This window comes from Priestia koreensis, from assembly GCF_022646885.1.
Classification (GTDB): Bacteria; Bacillota; Bacilli; order Bacillales; family Bacillaceae_H; genus Bacillus_AG; species Bacillus_AG koreensis_A.
In genome coordinates, this window is sequence record NZ_CP061869.1 from 136,583 (window position 1) to 154,895 (window position 18,313).

At 35.8% G+C, this 18,313-nt stretch carries 15 protein-coding genes and 1 pseudogene; 7 read left to right on the top strand and 9 right to left on the bottom strand.

The features are described from left to right. Positions 1-41: 41 nt before the first annotated feature. The 4 genes from IE339_RS24335 to IE339_RS24350 form a co-directional block, all read right to left on the bottom strand. Positions 42-518 (bottom strand): Mov34/MPN/PAD-1 family protein, encoded by a 477-nt coding sequence (locus IE339_RS24335; RefSeq protein ID WP_242176342.1) that lies wholly within the window; start codon positions 516-518, stop codon positions 42-44. After that, positions 511-1,386 (bottom strand): ThiF family adenylyltransferase, encoded by an 876-nt coding sequence (locus IE339_RS24340; protein WP_242176343.1) that lies wholly within the window; start codon positions 1,384-1,386, stop codon positions 511-513. The genes IE339_RS24335 and IE339_RS24340 overlap by 8 nt, the downstream gene beginning before the upstream one ends. 100 nt (positions 1,387-1,486) lie before the next feature. Continuing rightward, positions 1,487-2,341 (bottom strand): hypothetical protein, encoded by an 855-nt coding sequence (locus IE339_RS24345; RefSeq protein WP_242176344.1) that lies wholly within the window; start codon positions 2,339-2,341, stop codon positions 1,487-1,489. Continuing rightward, positions 2,338-3,417, bottom strand: a complete 1,080-nt coding sequence (locus IE339_RS24350) for an SMODS domain-containing nucleotidyltransferase (protein ID WP_242176345.1) — start codon at positions 3,415-3,417, stop codon at positions 2,338-2,340. Before IE339_RS24350 ends, IE339_RS24345 begins: the two co-directional genes overlap by 4 nt. Positions 3,418-3,875: 458 nt before the next feature. Here IE339_RS24350 and IE339_RS24355 point away from each other — a divergent pair, with 458 nt between their 5' ends. Further along, the gene (locus tag IE339_RS24355; RefSeq protein ID WP_242176346.1) at positions 3,876-5,360 is read left to right on the top strand and encodes an alpha/beta fold hydrolase; all 1,485 of its coding nucleotides are present in this window, start codon (positions 3,876-3,878) and stop codon (positions 5,358-5,360) included. A 328-nt stretch (positions 5,361-5,688) separates the two neighbouring features. Here the strand turns inward: IE339_RS24355 and IE339_RS24360 are convergent, their stop codons facing one another. Together IE339_RS24360 and IE339_RS24365 are read right to left on the bottom strand one after the other, a co-directional pair. Continuing rightward, positions 5,689-6,012, bottom strand: coding sequence for a helix-turn-helix domain-containing protein (locus IE339_RS24360; protein WP_242176347.1), 324 nt, complete (start codon positions 6,010-6,012; stop codon positions 5,689-5,691). A gap of 527 nt (positions 6,013-6,539) precedes the next feature. Continuing rightward, a complete protein-coding gene (locus tag IE339_RS24365; protein WP_242176348.1) occupies positions 6,540-7,286 on the bottom strand; it encodes a MerR family transcriptional regulator in 747 nt (248 codons plus the stop codon). Between the two features lie 571 nt (positions 7,287-7,857). On the opposite strand from IE339_RS24365, the gene IE339_RS24370 reads away from it, so the two are divergent. The 3 genes and pseudogenes from IE339_RS24370 to IE339_RS24380 form a co-directional block, all read left to right on the top strand. Beyond that, entirely contained in the window at positions 7,858-9,066 is a 1,209-nt protein-coding gene (locus IE339_RS24370; protein ID WP_242176349.1) for a ParM/StbA family protein, read from the top strand. A 66-nt stretch (positions 9,067-9,132) separates the two neighbouring features. After that, positions 9,133-9,780, top strand: coding sequence for a hypothetical protein (locus IE339_RS24375; protein ID WP_242176351.1), 648 nt, complete (start codon positions 9,133-9,135; stop codon positions 9,778-9,780). A gap of 270 nt (positions 9,781-10,050) precedes the next feature. Further along, positions 10,051-10,140 (top strand): annotated as a pseudogene (locus IE339_RS24380) (helicase); the annotation flags it as partial. Positions 10,141-10,270: 130 nt separating this feature from the next. Here IE339_RS24380 and IE339_RS24385 read toward each other — a convergent pair. From IE339_RS24385 to IE339_RS24395, 3 genes are all read right to left on the bottom strand, one after another. Further along, positions 10,271-10,753: a hypothetical protein gene (locus IE339_RS24385; protein ID WP_242176353.1), complete on the bottom strand. Its 483-nt coding sequence runs from the start codon at positions 10,751-10,753 to the stop codon at positions 10,271-10,273. Positions 10,754-11,020: 267 nt separating this feature from the next. Continuing rightward, complete coding sequence (locus IE339_RS24390; RefSeq protein WP_242176354.1) at positions 11,021-11,644, bottom strand: hypothetical protein; 624 nt, start codon at positions 11,642-11,644, stop codon at positions 11,021-11,023. 1 nt (position 11,645) lies between these two features. Beyond that, on the bottom strand, positions 11,646-12,059 hold the full coding sequence (locus tag IE339_RS24395; protein ID WP_242176355.1) for a hypothetical protein: 414 nt from the start codon (positions 12,057-12,059) through the stop codon (positions 11,646-11,648). A 944-nt stretch (positions 12,060-13,003) separates the two neighbouring features. On the opposite strand from IE339_RS24395, the gene IE339_RS24400 reads away from it, so the two are divergent. The 3 genes from IE339_RS24400 to IE339_RS24410 all read left to right on the top strand — a co-directional run bounded on the left by IE339_RS24400 (position 13,004) and on the right by IE339_RS24410 (position 18,243). Beyond that, on the top strand, positions 13,004-14,311 hold the full coding sequence (locus IE339_RS24400; protein WP_242176356.1) for a replication-relaxation family protein: 1,308 nt from the start codon (positions 13,004-13,006) through the stop codon (positions 14,309-14,311). Next, positions 14,295-17,129, top strand: coding sequence for a type IV secretory system conjugative DNA transfer family protein (locus IE339_RS24405; protein WP_242176357.1), 2,835 nt, complete (start codon positions 14,295-14,297; stop codon positions 17,127-17,129). Before IE339_RS24400 ends, IE339_RS24405 begins: the two co-directional genes overlap by 17 nt. 229 nt (positions 17,130-17,358) lie before the next feature. Beyond that, positions 17,359-18,243 carry a 30S ribosomal protein S1 gene (locus IE339_RS24410; protein WP_242176358.1) on the top strand — a complete coding sequence of 295 codons (885 nt, stop codon included), beginning with the start codon at positions 17,359-17,361 and terminating at the stop codon, positions 18,241-18,243. Positions 18,244-18,313: the final 70 nt, after the last annotated feature.

The window sequence follows — 18,313 nt, forward strand, 5'->3', positions numbered from 1 at the left end:
AATTTCCTTAAATATTTATCTTACTGTGACTACTTAAAATTCTATCTTAAGTAAATATATTCTTTACCTTTAGGAAAAATATAAATACTTTCCTCCCACTTTAAATCATTTCCTCCCACTATTAGTAAGATTGGTTCTGGACAATTATAAGAATGAGAATTAGCAATAGATTTCATTTGTTTAATATCTTGATAACTTAGATTTGAACTACTATTTGGATGATAATGCCACTCTCCAATATAAAATTGTTTTTTGCGTTTCCATAATGTATCTAAATTTTTTTTAATTCCAGAAGTACCTCTATAAAACCATGTAGGTCCACTTCTTGAATCAGATGGTGCGCTTAATACTTTAGTGATAATCGCTAGATTAAACTTGTCTGTATAATATCCAATGAGGATACCACCAGTCTCATTGGGTGAAGACTGATGACATAACTTTTGGATGTACTTAATTAACTTTTTAGATATAGTAACTTTGTACAAAGCTTTAGAATCTTGAAAGGTTAAATTATTCATTAAATTTCACTTCTTCAATTAGTTCTAAGCCTGAAAAGACCCCATCAACTATCTTCTGTTCATAAACTTTGAATACGGAAATATCTTGTTCTTGAAAAATGCTCTCAAGATTCTTTACGGCAGTTGCTGCCATCATCCATATATCATCAACTCTAGCCGGAAACAAGGGGTGCCAACACCCCAATCCTTCTCTAGGTAATGAATAATCTTGATAATATGTTTGCTCTTTTATTAACCAAGGAAGAACCAATTTTTTAAAAGTTTGGTTTGGGAAACTAAAAGCAGTAGTACTAAAAAAGAATAATCGTTTACCCCCAAATCCTAAAGAAATGGATACGAACCTTTTCGGTTTGGACCAAGTATAGTCTTCTAGTTCATTTAAGACATCATCTTCACCTGTGCAGTCTAGGACCACATTATATCTCTCTAGATCTTTGCTATTATTAGTTAAATTGTATTTAATGTCGCCTTTAAGTGCCGTTACTTTGCTATGCAATGATGCACGATTAAGCCTATCAGCCAATGATTGTGCTTTATCTTTATTGATGTCGTCAATTAAAAGCGTGTGTCTAGTGATATTGCCCATTTCTAATAAATCGAAGTCCATAATACCTAATTTTTCAATACCCCCTCTTATTAATAATTCTCCTACAGAGGCTCCTAGAGAGCCTGCTCCTATCTGAATTATTTTTGAGTTGCATAAAGATTTAGGTAAGATCCCTCTACTCATTACTGACTCTTTTGACCAATTAAAAGAATGCATCCAATTAATTTTTCCACGTTCATTTACATAATGACTTAATTTTGTCGTCATACCTTTTTTTTCTTTTAATTTAGTTCTATTAAGAGTTTCTTTAATACTAAACAAAATAGGTATTTCTATCCCTTTCCAAAAAATTTCTGAATCTTGATCATTTAAATTTTTCTTTATGGGAAAACCAATTATTAAGATAGAAGCTAGTTTATTTTTATAAGTATTTTTTTTTTGTTAATGAGTTAATTTTCTTTTGTAAGTCAATTCCTTGATTAGCACACACGGCTGCTAGTTCTTCCCATGTGCATGGAGCCTGCCAAGGTTCTAAAAATGGCATCTCTTTTAAAAGAATCCATAATCCTAGCACTCTATTATTGTATTTGAAATTAGAAACATAGTTTCCCCAATTGATCTCTCTAAAACATTGGCCGTTAGGTTTCTTAAAAGCCCTGATTATACATGTACCAGGCAATATTACTGACAATTCTGCAATACCACACGTAACGTCAGTATAGTTCCAGTATTTAAATGACTGGTGATTTTCTAAAAAACCTAATTTTAGAGATGAAGACTGAGGAAAGTCAATTAACTCAAAGGGCTCGTCGCTTAGCGTGAGTGTATTTGATGAAGCTGCTATCAGCCAGTGTATCGCCCTTTCAAGATACCAATTTAAACGTTTATCTGCCTCGAACGGCTCGCTATTGGAAACGAAACGACCTAGTGTTCTAACATTTGTATCAAGACAAAGCATTCCTGAACGCCATGGAAATTCTTTACTTCCTTCCCCGTTATACATTTGATGTGGAAAAGTTTCATTAAAACAATTAACTTTTGAAGGGAAAACTCTAATATTACCTTTTGGATAGTCATCATCAATTAATATGTACCATTCAGTCTCTTTGGGTAAAATAGTAGATTCTATTTTATGTGAAAAGAAAGAACAATGAAGAACCCATTTTTTTATGGGTTCTTTCCACTCCAAATCGTTTAATAAAGTTATTTCTTCAATAAATTCTGTTGCTCTACGCCCTCTCAATAATGATTCACTAGGAACTACTTTAGTTGTCATCCAAATCTCCCGCCTGATACATGAGATGTAGGTGCTTCTCTTTTAGTAAAGGAGCTATTTTGAGTTTCATTTACGTATGATGGTGGTTCTGGAAATTTGGGACCGAATAAATCTCTCCATAAATTAATGCTAGCAACTTTATCTTTACAATCCAGCGCCTCTCTTGCCAATAAGGCGGCATCTGACACTAAACTATAGAAATCTTTATATTCTTCATCAGTAATACGTTTAAACACATCGTGTTCGGGAACTCCATGATCTGCTAAAACAGGTTTGGAGGGATAGTCTGAAACTATATTTTCTAAAGTTAAAGTGACTCCTTCTGCAACTGAAGTTATACCATCAGGACAACAGTTTCCAATAAAATGCTCTAATGGGTAGCCCTTTGGATATTTTGGATCAGGGTTTAATTTTTTCCACCATTTTAATGCTTTAACCACATTAACATAATGACTATTACAAGTAGCATTTTTATCCCAAGTCCACATAATTTGTGCTAAAGGGTCTGTTTTTTGCCATTCATTAACTTCACGATCAGGTATTAAGAGTGGTTCACTTTTCCATGCCGCCTCTTCTTTTGAATCTTCATTAGAAAAACTCCAAGACTTTGTAAGTGTCCAGTGATGTAATTCTTCCAAAGAATAATCTATAGATACACTTTCAGATTTTAAGAGTTCTGTTTGTACCTCTGATGGGGCTGATGTTATAACTAAATCTAATTCAACATAGCTCAGTTCAATGCCAATGGATCTCCCCTGCATCTTCCATTTTTTATCGTAATGCTTTTTTAAAAATGGAATGAATAAATCTAAAGCCTGTTGAGGTGTATATTGTTCTGAGTCTAAGTTGGTCACAACAATTACATCAACATCAGATTTATTGTTATTTTTTGGCCTTACAGCAGTAGCTCTACGATAACTTCCTTGTAAAAAGGTGGTTATAATATGGGGCGAAATGTTCTCATCTGCTAGCAACCTTTTTCTTAAAGTTTTATGGCCTTGTTTTAAATCATTAGTCTGATTTGATGTTAGCCTAATATTCTTTAAAAAATCCGAAAAATAAGATTTAACTTCCATGTAATCATTCCCCCATCTAAATTAAACAGTTATAATAATATTTTACCAAATAAAATTAAATTTTACTATTTTACAAAAATCAAACAGTTAGTACACGCAGTTTAGGATGAAATATTTTCATTTAATTCAGCACATTGTCCTTAACCTCTTTAGAGATACCTAATATTCCTTAAAAACATTGACCATTGCCTTCATGAAATATATTATAGTAAAGATGTTTTGTACATAATTAAGGAATAATAGTAAAAATATTCTAGATATTTTGTTGATATTATTTATATAACTTCTTTTACTGAGTTTTCAGTATGCTAGCCATATTAAATATTATAAAACTTGTTAATACTTAATTTACTAATCATTATTCTATAAATATAAGAAGTGAGTTTATATCATATTTCATTGAGATTTGTTAAAAAAACATTGAATAGATTTTTCAATTTAAGAGGTGGTTTAAGACAATGAGAGTAAAGAATGCTCAATTATACGAAGTATCAGAGAAAAATAATAATATAGCTGTTATATTCGTTCATGGATTGGGTGGACACCCTATTAAGACATGGAGAAAAAATGAGCTTTCAAAAAGCCTGCCCGAATTACTAAGAGATGATGTTGCTCTCAATGAGCTAGATTTCTATAGTTATGGTTATGTAACAGGAAAAACAACATCAAAGTACGACTTTACTGATGCAGCAGAATTGCTCTCTAGTGATATTCAAGCCCAGCTGAAAAATAAAGATATTGTCTTTGTAGCGCATAGTATGGGGGGCTTAATCGTTCAAAAATATATTATAAATCTTATTGAAAAATTTGACATGAATAACTTGAAGAAAGTTAAAGGAGCTGTATACCTGTCGGTTCCCTTTCAGGGCTCCAAGTGGGCTTCTATGTTTTCTAAAGTACTTGTTAATAAACAAATAAAGTCCATGAGGAAGGCTAATCCATTACTTGTGAAATTGGAGAATAGTTGGCAAAAATATTTCTTCCGTGGAGGTGATGAAAATTTACCAGATAATCTTAAGCATACAATACCTCAAATCGCTTTTCATGGAGCTCAAGATCAAGTTGTATCCAATGTTTCAGCATCACCCCTATATATTGGTGCGAAAATATATAAAGTTGATCAAAATCATAGAAGTATTTGTAAAGTTGACGAAAAAAGTTCAGTGTTCAAAAGTATCAAAAATTTTTTGGCTGACGTAAAAAAAACTTCGGAACCTGAAGCTATGATTCTTCATGTTCATGGATATGAGAAGCAAGAATACCCTATTCAGCCTGATGTTGAACTAGACTGGACCAAGTATTTTGATAGTTCGGCTAAACCAAGAGTACTCCCCAAGTTAGATGAATGGAGTACCAAATTGAGTCCTCAATTAAAGTTGGCTACAGAAACTTGGTCACAGAACTGGGTTAAAAAAGGTGGGCGTGTTCGTATATACGCCAAACTTTGTCTACCAGGAGGACTTTTAATCGGTAACAGATTTAGTCGAACTAAAGGAGCGATCGTCGAGGTTGAACATTATAATCAAATGTGGTCCTCTGAGAAAGTGGATAAAACTTTTAAAGCTATTACTAAGCGCACACCAGGCAATAATAGTCAAAGTAAAAGAGCCATTATTGTTTTAAGTGTTACAAGCAATATTCAGCCACAAGTAGAAAAGTATCTTGAAAAAGTTAATGAAGACTATTGTTTATTAGTTAATATCTCTCCACCCAATGGAGCTGATCAAGAAAGCATTAAAAATAATGAGGAAGCTGTAGCGTATGCTAAGGGTGTAAAGGCTGTAGCTGATGATTTAAACAGACAAGGGATTGAAGAGGTCTACTTATTCTTAAATTGTCCTTTTAGCGTTGCTGTATTTGTCGGTCATCATCTGACTGCCACTTGCCATATTCAAGTGTTCGATTACGCTGTACCTGATTACACACTATCTTGTCGATTGTAATAATAAATTACAATTAAATAAAAGAGACGTGGATTTGTACCACGTCTCTTTTTATTTAACTGTGAAGCTTTGGCTTAGATAGAATAAGACTTAAATTTACGCTGTAATGCAAACTTCTAAACCTCAAATATAAAAGCGGTTTACTCGTAAAAATATGCTTTTTATCCGTTTATCCGTATATATGTGTTTTGTAGTAGGTTTTATATGATTTGCTGTTGTCTTCCATACGTTTGATGATATATTTCTTAAGTTTTTTACTAAATACTACCTTATTATTAATAAACTGGAACAGTGTATCCATTTTATGTTGCGATTTCCCATCGATTTATTAAAAATGGTCTAAAATCATAGAAATTATTGCATATAGCATTCCGAATATAGGGAAGATAATCCACCAAGGCCATTTATAATACTTTTCTCCAGATTCTTTTATGATAATTTTTTCTTGCAAGGACTTGTCCCCTTTAATTAATTCATCTAACGAAATCTTGTATAAATCACTTAATTTAATCAAATTATCCAGATCAGGATAACAATTTCCGTTCTCCCATTTAGAAATGGATTGTCTAGAGATATTTAAAACTTTTGCTACATCTTCTTGAGAAAAATGATGTTCCTCTCTTTTTGCTTTCAAATTATAAGATAAATCCATGAATCAGCCCACCTAATAAGTTTTATAGTCTAAATATATTTGAAATACTGCGAATTAACGAGCATACGTTGGTTTCCAAGGACGCAACCATCAGTTGCACTTCAGAAAATATAAGTGTAATACTAGTTATAGCCTTAAAATCACAGATTATGATTAGCGTCTACAGACGATGAAAAAGAATGTTACTTATTCAAATATTCAAACGTGACTATAAACTATCACATCATATTATTGCTATGTTCAGGAGACAATAAGGGAGAAATATCAGTTGAATACAAATGAAAAAACACTCTTAGAGGACTGCTCTAAAAGCGTTCTTTTCATTCGTATAAAAAGCACTTAGTCTGTAGTAGTTACATATGTGTGTAGAAAGCTAGTCCAGCTGCTACGACGATTCCTAAACATAATAACCCATTAACAGCTTTATCAACCTTAGTCACGTTTTCCTTTTTCATTGGAAGAAACATATTGATCACCCCAGAATATTGTCTTTTGGGATATTATAACATATATTACATTTTTCGTTACTATTTATTCGAATATTTTTTTAATTCGTCTTCATAATGTTCTTCTACGTATTCCTCTACGAACAGATCGCGTTTCGTTATATCTTCTTCTTTTCGAAAGATCCCCACTTTTACATAGCGCTCATTTTGAGGTTTTTCTAACCAAAGGCGAAGTGCCTTCTGTCGTAACTTGCTTTCAACTCTTCTAGCTACAGCTCGATCATTAATTCTCTTTTCTCTAGCTATAATTTCTTGCTCTTTTGTTGGAGCTACTTCTTCTATTCCAGTTAATAAGTTTTGATTTGCTACTTCAATTGTTTTAAGCTGCTGGATCATTAATGTCAATTGCTCTTGATGAGGCTCCATTGCGCTTTTAATGATTTGTGGAATCTCCTCTTTAAGTAATAAGGATTCTTCTTGCACAATTTCTTTAGCCATTTCCGTAAATAACATTTTGACAGCATCAATATCTACAATTTCATTTGAGGCCATATTTTCGAGTTCTTCTATAGGAAACGGTCTCAGATCAAATCGTTCTGCTAATTGGTCTTGTATCACACGCATAGGCAGCCCTTCTTCACGTCCCCTACGTATGAAATTACCAATTTGAAGGTCTAAATCGTCATATACCTTCTCACCAGTTGCGTCTCTCATAATATAATGGATCTTTTTAGCCTCTAATTGCTTAAACCAATTATCTGTTGTGGTAAAGTGTTTCCCTAATTGCTTAGAGAACTCGGAGATTTTCCAAAAGTTATTACCTTCCAAAGTTACCCCTCCTCTTATTAGTGGTAAATTATCGATATATATGTAAACTATAATCTACTATTAATTCTAATTACTATTATCTTATATGTTATAGATGGATTGCAATTACTTCATATGTATTAGTTTGATTTATTTTTTGGTGGAGTGAATATGCATTATCTTCTTTTAATTGTATATCAGTAATATATTATTGATAATCTACCAGTTGTCTATCTCGGATTATGACTAAAATAACGTTATCGCTAGTTTAGTTTTGGACAATTGTTTGTAATTTATAGATGGTATAGGTGTTATCAGTGGATTAGCGTTTTGTGGATTATTTCACTTTATCGCTAAGTTAACATTACCGCTAGTTTAGTTTTGTTCTACTTAATATAAATTCAATATATAATTAATATAAAACGAATATATATTGAATTTATATTTCAAATTATATTGAATATATTATGTATTGATGTTCGATATAATTTGAATAATTTATGAATGATGTTGAATATAGACAAAATATTCCTCTTGTGGTATATTGCTTTTATGAAATTAAACTTATTTGTGGAAGTAGGGGGATTATTATATGAAATTACAAGCTAAAGTAACAAACGATAATGGGAATAGTGAACAAGCACTTATTATTAATGATGAGTTAATTCGTCAACCTAATACATACGCGTTGGAACTTGCTTACAAACGAGTAGGTGACAAATCTATTGAAGAATTAGTAGAAAACTTATATGAAAATCTATTTGTTTCAATTCAATCACCAGCTCTAGATTTTCCTGGTCAATACTACATCGGAAAAGCAGCGATTGATAAAGGAACTACTAAACAAAATATGAATGCTGGTAAAGAATATAAAGCAGACTCGGCTATTCCGGTTGTTAATACGATTGGAAATATTGCAGCATGGGCGGTTAAAACGAGCTTTAACAAGAAGGGTAAACTAGCAAAAGATCTTGAGGTTACGGTTGATATGACAACAGCGTTGCCTGTCACTGAATATAAACTTGGGTCTAAGCACAACAAAGAGTTTGAAAACAAATTCATGGAGGGGACACATACGGCGGTTGTTTTCTTAGGAGAAGAAAAAGTAAACGTCAAGATCAACTTTGACTTTGTTAAGGTTCTACCTGAGGGCACCGCAGTCCTTTTTTATCTTAACCACCTTAGTAAGAACCATGAAGTATTGCAAGACTTTGCGAAGAAATATGATATTAAACCAATCGATGGGAAGTATTTTCAAGATAAGCGCTTATTGCATGTAGATATCGGAGACGGTACAACAGAGCTTCCTATTACCCGTCATATGGCATTTGATGAAGATAAAGCAGAAGGGTTAAATATGGGGATTGCTCACGCTATCGTGCAAGCAATGAACCTATTTACATCTCAAGAAACAGGATATGCAGGCTTGAATCGCCAAAAGTTTAGTGAATACCTAAAAGACGCTGAAAATCATTCATACGAAGCACCTAAAGCTCACAGTTATATGCAAATTGCCTTACAACCTGTTATTTCAGAAATTATTAACAAAATTAAAGAGCAACTAGATAAGGCATACAATGAAATCGATGTTGTCGTTGTCTACGGTGGTGGATCTATCTTAATGAAAGACTTGATGGAACCTTTACTTGAAAAAGAGCTTGGACGACGCAAAGGTGGACAGATCAAGTTATTCTGGGTACCAAAAGCATATGCACCATTAATGAACGTAGAGGGTATGGATGCATTCATGAAACTAGGCATGTTTGATCGTGTAAAAGAAGCAGTGTTGGCATCTAACTAATCATATTGAAAGAAGTCGTGCTAAGTCCCGCACGACTTCTGACTATGTAGAGGAGGCGATGGATAAGTGGCAAGGAAACCTCAGAAGAAAAATGCAGGCAGTCAGGTTATTTTTACACTAGATGATAACCAAGTTGTATTAGATTATATCAATGGACAATCAAATATTTCAGAAGGTATACGTTTTGCGATTGAATATTTTGTGCAACAACAGGGTTCGTTTGATATTCAGAGCCGCGTTCCCATGAGAAGGGATATAAGCAACCCCGCACAATATTTAGGTGCTAAAGAGGCAGTTACTCCTAGCGGACACGGTAATGTGAATCAATTCAAAACACATTCTCCGGATGAGTATGAACAAAAGGATGCTCTTGAAAATGCTTATTTAGAAAGTGAACCATTAGTAAAAGCAGAATCGTTAACAACTACTCCTGAACGTAACGTATCACGTAACATTGAACAAAGTAGTCAACATGAATATCCATTAGTTGATGAAGATAATAATGAGGATGTTGACATGGAGGAAGTTGTTTCAGAAGAACCAGATGAAGTTGTAATTGGTTCACGGCAGCATTCAGTTGAGAAACCAAAGAGCGTTCCTTATAAAAATATTGAAGATGAAAAGGAACATGAAGATAGTGTAATTGGCAACCGTAATAAAACTAGTGAGAAGAGTAAAGATGATCTCGGAGATGCAGGTTGGCTTCTCGGTTAATAACAAAAAGGATGCAACTTGTTTAATCACAAGTTGCATCCTTTTTTTACCTTAACAGCAGTTAGTAAAAGTACTGATTCTAAGACACTATAAATTTGCTTGGCCCACAGGTAACTTTAAGTTGATTACTTCTTGTAAATAGTGCAAACGTGGTAAGGGCATATATTTAATGGGAAAAGCTTTTGAAAGGCAATACATAGGTTCCTAAATGTTAAGATCCTACTCCGAAAAAATTGTATTGCTTCTAGCACGGTAGCATGAAATAGGGGAAGAACTAATGGCGTATTGTGGCTACGTGGATACATTGCTGATGATCTACATGTTTGGCAGCCTAATGACCACTTTATCTTTGTCAAAAAGAATACTTCTATAGAATATGAAATAAAGCAAAACTTACTTATCATTAATGGGTTCTGTTTTGAGGTGCAGGCAGGATCAATCTAATATCAAATTAACTACGAAAAATAGTTGATGAATAACAATCCACCAGCTACTTTTCATTGAACCTTTCAGGTGCCCAAGTTGCAATTTCATCCCCAGGAACTGAAACTACAAGCCAATCATCAAATTGAACTCCTGCTTGCCAAGATTCATATTTGTCGTGAAAGCCATTCACAAAAAGTGTGCAACCATTTTCTAATATTATAAACAGATGTGGGGTTGTTTCTCCTAGTTGTATATTTATAACTTTTTGCCTTCTAATTTTATAAATCATACTGTACTCTTCATCCTCGGAGTAATCTTCAATTTCATCCTCATTTGAAGGGTATTTTTCGGGTGGTTTATCAAATAAACACCATTTTGATTCGATGTTGAGATATAGTTGTCCACCAAAGTCATCTGAACCTTCGAAATTTGTAAAATAAATCTTCGTTACCGCTGGAGAAATACCAAACTGCATTCCATCAACTTGTGACCCTAGGAAGAGATGTTTCAATGTCTTTTCTGCAAAAAATTTGTCATCACTGTTCATTTAGCATCATCCTTCTATTTGAAATACTCACCTTATTTCACCGACTATTTTACATCTATTCTCAATGAATAACAACTATTGTCAGACTTGAAAAACCTTGATTTATCAATGGAAATAAAAGCATGAAATCTGATATTAATTCACGCTACGAACATACCATGATTTGTTATTTTGTGCTCTGAATCGAAATTCATTAACTTTTAATTAAAGGTTTTTTATTCGAATCAATTCAGTTAAAAGACAAGCTCAGATAATGAATTCTTAGCTTTATTCCTCTAAAAAATTTAAAATATTAACAACAGCATCCTGCAGCTCACCACGTCTAAATTTCTCCACAAAGTCTATATAAATGATTTCTAAGACTTTTTCCAATGTGAAAGGATGATCAGGATATATCTCAGCCAGATCCGCTAACACGACTTCACCTCTTAATGCATATTTCTTAGAAAGGTACACTTTTAAAGTCACATAATCATCATCCTCTAGATCATACGTAGAAGTGCCTCTCTGATCATTTATAATCAGCTTTTCAGGTGTATTGTATGGGATGATTTCGAGACGTCTAGGCTTTTGAACATTATAAATACGATCATAGCGCTCCATAAGCAGCTGATAGACCCGTTTTAAGTCAGGCTTCTTTATAATGTACATAACAAAGTCGTGATATAAAATCTTGATTAAATCACCGTTGGTAAACTTTTCACCGCTTAACTCTTGGATATCATCACAAAAGGTTTCACCGCGTAGATAAACGGAATACGGGATATCAATACGGAAACGCACATCAAATTTTTGAGAGAGAAGGTTGACTGCTTTAATAAATGTACCAGTATTTCCGCTATTTGAATGAAAAGAAGACCCCAATAAATTAGCTTTGCTATAAGACCTCATTTTAAACCCCCTCAGCTTTTAACATACCCATTAGGATTCTATGTGTGGCTTGGCGTATGCTCCGCTGATCCCATTCTAGCTGCTTATCAAATATAAGTTTATACATCTCTTGCGAAACCTTCACATGCACCACATCATCGTAATTAACGTAATGACTAGGTGGGAAATTGACGCCTGCTTTAAGGCCTTTTTCAACTAAATGCGTACAGTACTGGGTAACGGAATCATACTCGAACGATTCCGACTTTATATAAGACTTGATAGCGTCTGATACAGGCACACGAATATCATGTTTCTTATCATTTCTTCTTTTTCTTGGTTGATCTATTTTGGCTGTTTTCCGAACATTGTTAGTGGATTGTTGATCGGTGGAAGAAGACTTCTGCTTCTGGAACATCGGATTAATACTTTTCATAATGATCCTCTCTTTCTTCTTTTTTGTGAAAATATGAGATTAAGTTTGGGTCAGTTGGTTAGTTGGTTAAGATAATACAAGATATGTGAGAAGGAGGGAGGTTATGTGTATAAATAACATGAAAAGTGGGCACAATTACAAATACATATATTTAGTACGTAAGGAGGTAAAATTGTTATGAAAAAAGAGAATAGCAAAAAGGAAAATGTGATTTCTAAAAAAGATGCTCTGAATTTAATCTTAAAATCGAAGAAGATAAAAGGTATAAAAGTACGATAAAATACCAACCTAATTGTTGGTATTTTTTACTTTGTTTTGTTCTTTTTATTAATTTAAATAATAAATGAATATATATTTAATATAAGTTTATATATAATATGAATAGTAATTATAATAATAATTTAAATTACTATTATAATTACTATTCATAGTTTTAAAGAGTGGGGATTGTGACGTTCCTATCGCAATGATGGTGAGTGTGAAGTGGTGAATATGTCGCAAATAGTGAGAAATAAAGGAACCAAAATGATAGAGTATTTCCAAATGAGAATAGTGAATTGAGAATAGTTAAGTGTGAATACCCAAATGAGAAGTTTGAAGCTTCTCATTTGGGTATGTAGCACACTGAGAATAATTAAACCCTTGTGCCCCAAGGGCTTCAGGGGGTGTTAGAAGCCCGAATAACAGTCTAAATAGAATCCCTTTTTTGAGTAAATTTCATCATCAAAAACCCTTTGGTCAAAAATTGAAAATATCGCAAAATTACCTGTTAGGAAATATTCATTTTCGGGAGATTTACAACCTAATATTTCATAAAAAAGAATTATATGGTATAGTGTGGACATAATTAAATTTAAAACCAATGGGAAGACCCCAAAATCAAAGAGAAGGTACATGCCTTTTCTGATTTTGGGGTCTTTTGTTTTGGAGAAAGGGATGAAAAAGTGAGTACGAAGGTAAAAAGGAAATTCTTTACGTTAGGTATTAATCGACGTGGAATTAATCTATCTCAAGCAGAGTTGGATATATTATTGTTTCTCTACGAACATCGAACATTAACAGCACCTCAAATGTATCGTATTCTGGCGAACAAGGAACCTAGTATGAAGTTTCCAACTTTTAGACGTCGATTATCGCAGAAATACATCAAATACGATGTAGTAGCAGCCGAACAGTATTCATTGGGACAGAAAGGGTTTAATTTTAACTACTACCGCATTAGTCACACAGGGTTAGATATTTTAATGAGCGAGGGATTGCTCACGGAAGATAAGCATCGATATCAAATGAAACGATTGGCAACGATGAAACATGTGGATCACTACCTCACCATACAAGAAGTGGTGACAAGTATCATCGCAAAGGGACTTGAACATGATAAACCGTTACGATCCATTCGTCCATTAGAGTATCTAGGGAATGATCAAATCTCTTCTAAGGATACGGTAGTACCAGATTGGGTGATTGGTTATAACGACACCTATTTAATGATTGAGTTGGATATGGGGACAGAGCAATTAAGCCTCGTAGACGAAAAGATACTGAAGTATAAACAAGAAGCGCTTCAAAATCCTGATAAAACGTATAAGGTATTGGTTGTAGAATTAGATGAATCGATGAACTTGCGCTTTGTACCAAGCAATCGTGAACGCCGGGTGGGTAATATGAAACAAAAGCTGATGTATTCGAAAGCGCTAGGTGTAGAAAACCTTGACGTGTATGTTATGCCGCTTTACCGTGCCTATGAGTTAGGTTACAAGTTGTTGATGGGTGACCGCCCTTATACAAAAGCATTTATAGAAGGAGACATGCAACATCTTCTAAAGAATCTCAATGCAAACAGTATCTTTGGTTTTACACTTGAACCTATTATGGATGAGTTTGTGTACATTCCATCGCCTAACTATCCAGTACGAGCTGATATGGTCTGTCATTTAGTAAACGAAGCCGGTCATTATATTGAAACCATCATGTTCCTGTTTATCGAAGAGGGATCAGTGGAGAGTATGGCAACCTTAGATTTACTAAATGAATACGTAAAAAAAGGTCTTACACAAGTTCCGATTCAGCGCATTATTGCGATTTACGAAAATGAAGAGGAAATGAACGGCGATATTATTGGGATTGATTATAAGAATGTGTATTTCGGCAATAGTGCTAGTTATGGCTATACAGGACAGGAGCCTACATTTTATAGGTTAGTCTCTCCATATCGAAAAGAAGGGAGGGCTTTGCTTGAATGGAAGTATTAAGAAATACCTCCCTATTGGTATTAGTCATGTATCGCTGATAGCTAGTGTGTTCTTCCTTATCAAGTACGCAGCCAATTACTTTTTCGTGGTACTGAATCAAATTAAACAAGAGGATTTATCGTTTCCTTTACTAGGTGATCCCCTTCATCCGACCTTGATTGGTATGGCGCTTACTACTATCTTCATGATTGGATCGTGGTTGTTTTCGACGAAGGTAGCTTTTTATAAGAAGACGTCGCCAAAAGCCGTCTATTTCTTAACGGTATTTATGGCCGTTGCCTTTCACTTCTTATGGTATGCAACGGCACCTGTCTATCGTACAGTAATTCCATACTTGGAGGATCTAGCGAGTAAAGCATCCATTGGTAAGTTATCATTTGAGGCAGTGTTACTACAGAATACCGATCAGCTTATGACGATTCTTATCCTCTTACCAGGTATCATCGGTGCTTTTATCCTTCTATGGATGGGTGGATTAGTAACGCGAGATCAAAAAGAGATTATGGAGCGCTTTGCGGAATATGAATTTGTGTCTGCTAAACTACAAAAATTCGTCAAAGTCGAATCTCAAGCGGATCAACTGCCGGATGTAGTGTTAGGGCCTGATTCGAAGACAAAGGAACAAGTCATTATCCCAGGGCAAGACCGAACATTAAATGGGATTATTGTAGGGAGTATCGGGACAGGTAAAACAGCGGCGCTAGTTTTACCCCTTATTAATCAGGATTTACACTGGATGGCTAAATTCATCAATGATTATCCAGAGCTATCTAAACGAGAGGATTTTCATACGGAAGAGGTAAAGGGACGTTATTTGAATGGAATTACCGTCATCGAGCCATCAAATGACCTTTGCCAAAAGGCATACAAGCTTGTACAGGCTCATAACATTCCCACAGAGAGTGTGTTCTATATTGATCCAACGAATAAAGACACCCCCTGTATTAATCCATTAGAGGGACCGGTTGAAAGGGTAGCTGAATCCCTTGCTATGGTGGTAGAAGGGTTAGGGGACGGAGCGCGTGACTTCTTCGGTCAATCACAACGTAACCATTTAAAGTATTATGTGTATCTCTTGAAGCTGTATGACCCAGAAAACGAACCAACCTTCGATATGTTGATCGACATGTACAATGATGCACAACTAGTCCGACACATGCACGTTCAATTAAAAGCGCTGATTCCTGCTGATTGGGAAACGTACACAGATCGTGACGAGCGCAATCACTGGCACATCGTAAAAGGAGTCGATGATTGGTTTGAAATGAATCATTTACCGCAGGCAGATCGTGCAGGGAATGTAGAGAAAATTAAAGACGGGAAGTATCGTGGAGAAGTGAAGTACTACGATGCGGAAGCCGAGTATGTAAAAGGACTACGTAACATTCTGAATGACCTTGCAGCCAATAAGTTGATTCGCCGTGTGTTATTTGGTAAATCCAATTTTAGTATGGATGCGCACTTGGAGAATGGAGGCGTACTCCTTGTGAATACAGCAAAAGGGGAAATGCAGAACCTGAGTAACGTATTTGGGAAGATTGTTTTATTATCTGTACAAAACGCAGTCTTTCGCCGTACACCAGCGTCCTCGACATACCATGCCATCTACTGCGATGAGTTTCCCGATTATGTCTATCAGTCGTTTCGTGAGTTCCCAGCGCAAAGCCGTAAGTATAAGGCTATTATTACCGTGGTTACCCAAACGATCGCACAGCTTGCGGATCACTATGGGGAGTACTACATGCATACTCTTTTAACCACCTTACGTAACAAAATGGTTTACGCAGACGTCTCAGAATTTGATGCCAATGTATTTTCGCGCTTATTCCATGAGAATAGTCGCTTTGAGGAATCAACGTCGGAACAATCTGTATCACCGATGCAGGATAACCCTATGACGCGTATGGGTAGCTCCTATAAGCAAACAAGAGAAGCGATTATGAGCCCAGACGATATTTTGGCTCAACGTGAGTTCCAATGTGCCGTAAAGATCGTGAAGAAGAATCGATCGATGCCAGTTAAACAGATCGATGCGAACTTCGTACCGAAAGAAGAATTTAAGAAAGCGATTATCCAAGTAGATGATGAACGAGCCGTCTACTGGCTAGAACGACGTCGTGAGCTTCTACAGCAGGGTACGGTGGAATTAGTAGGGGAAACAGTGGAAGAGTCAACAGAGCGTGAACAAGCGCTTCTGGAGCAGTTCCAAGAAGAACGCAAATTGACTTTACAGCAGGCAGGGCTTGATCCTGTTATTGTGGAAGCAAATACGTCGCGTCAACCAGCAAGGCAGCCGAGAAAGGAAATTCGGTTTAAGCCTATAGATCGACCAGTTGAAAAGCGTGTTGAAACGGCCGCTCCTTCCATTCAATCATCGAGAGACGTCTCCATTCATAATCAAGACGTCTCTGTACCGAGAGTGGAAGATCGTAAGCCACAACAAGAACCAAGGCAAGAAGAAAAGCGAGAGTTTCCGCAAACAATACAGGTCGAGAAAGCGCCTGTTATAGCTGAACGGGTGGAGGAAGATGAAAAAGATGTTGTTTCACACATACCGCCAGACAAACCAAACACCTTTACGAACAGTGATACACAAGGAGACGTCTCACCTGTGAACACTTCACAAGACGTCTTGGAATTTAATGATGATCTATTGTGGATGGAGTCCATTAAGACACCTGTCATCGAGGAAACAAATCCGATACCTGAAGACATGACAGCGAAGGGTGAACCCGCTTCACAGGAAAAGGGAGATTCTACATCGATTACGAAAGATCAAGAAGACTTATTAGATGAACTTATGACAGAATTAACGTAACATCATTCTGATAAAAGTATTTGTTGGGTATAAAGGCTTGTGTATTTGTGTTTTTTTTACTTTTTTTGTTTGTGAAGTAGTTGTATTATCATAGTTTTTCAGATAAAATGGCAATTAAGGTAATCTATGTAAAACAAATTCAATACTCAATGGACACCCCAAATAGACGTATAGGCAACCCCTATGCTCTGTTTGGGGTGTTTTTTATTTTCTAAAGGGGGATTTTCGCGTGGAAAAGACATGGAATGAAGAAAATTTACAATCGTTAGCCGAAGCAAGACGTACCAATCAGATTTTAACGGCAGTAGTGTATGGGGTACAAACAATGAAGTTACCCATCACTGAAAACGGAAAGGTCATCAGTCGTGAAGTGGAAACAGCCATCTTCATGTTACCTGGTGGTGTAACAGCTTACTGCCCAGTCAACGAGTTCTCAGATTATGAATATCGAAGCCTAGCGGGTTTTGCAGGTACCAAGCAACAGGTACTCATTGACCGATTAGACTTGGATCATCAAATTGCTATGGTGTCGGTTAAGAAGGCGGACGAACTGCTTGCACAGAAGTTGTGGAATGAAATGAAGTATCTACAAGATAATGAGCAGCTGACTACAAAGGTATATGACGCAACCATCGTCGGATTTAATGAGAAGAACGAACATATTCACTTAAAAATGAACGGAGCACGTGCCTTCATGGTACGTAATGACTGGGATCATGGCCGTGTCCGTGATTTAGGGGAACAATTCGACCGCGGGGAACATGTTGAAGTAAAAGTGGTGCGCTTTGATGAAGAGCGTCAAATGATTCAAGTGTCACGTAAAGCAACGATTGACGATCCATTTGCCAAGTTAGATGAATTAGCGAAGATGGATACGATTGCAGGAGTAATTGATTCAGTGCATCCGATTCATGGGATTTTCGTCAAACTAAGCAATGGGCTTGTGGTTAAAGGAATGAAGCCTCGTGATTTAGCAGAACCAACGGTGGGGGAAGTCGTAACATGCAAAGTACGTGAGATTAACCGTGAACAACGAAGAGCCAAAGTCGTTATTGTCGCGTACCCTCGTGGTAAAAAGAAGCGCAAGGATATTACAGATTTCCTTTTTAGCTGATGATAAACGAACCGACAGTTTTAAACGAAGAACAGTTATCTCACGGCAGCCTAACGGGGGAGGTTCCATT

Bases quoted from the DNA above. Each gene is read 5' to 3' on its own strand.
- IE339_RS24370 (WP_242176349.1), top strand. From the start codon at position 7,858: ATGAAATTACAAGCTAAAGTAACAAACGATAATGGGAATAGTGAACAA.
- IE339_RS24345 (WP_242176344.1), bottom strand. From the start codon at position 2,341: ATGACAACTAAAGTAGTTCCTAGTGAATCATTATTGAGAGGGCGTAGA.
- IE339_RS24360 (WP_242176347.1), bottom strand. From the start codon at position 6,012: ATGGATTTATCTTATAATTTGAAAGCAAAAAGAGAGGAACATCATTTT.
- IE339_RS24395 (WP_242176355.1), bottom strand. From the start codon at position 12,059: ATGAAAAGTATTAATCCGATGTTCCAGAAGCAGAAGTCTTCTTCCACC.
- IE339_RS24335 (WP_242176342.1), bottom strand. From the start codon at position 518: ATGAATAATTTAACCTTTCAAGATTCTAAAGCTTTGTACAAAGTTACT.
- IE339_RS24385 (WP_242176353.1), bottom strand. From the start codon at position 10,753: ATGAACAGTGATGACAAATTTTTTGCAGAAAAGACATTGAAACATCTC.
- IE339_RS24355 (WP_242176346.1), top strand. From the start codon at position 3,876: ATGAGAGTAAAGAATGCTCAATTATACGAAGTATCAGAGAAAAATAAT.
- IE339_RS24390 (WP_242176354.1), bottom strand. From the start codon at position 11,644: ATGAGGTCTTATAGCAAAGCTAATTTATTGGGGTCTTCTTTTCATTCA.
- IE339_RS24350 (WP_242176345.1), bottom strand. From the start codon at position 3,417: ATGGAAGTTAAATCTTATTTTTCGGATTTTTTAAAGAATATTAGGCTA.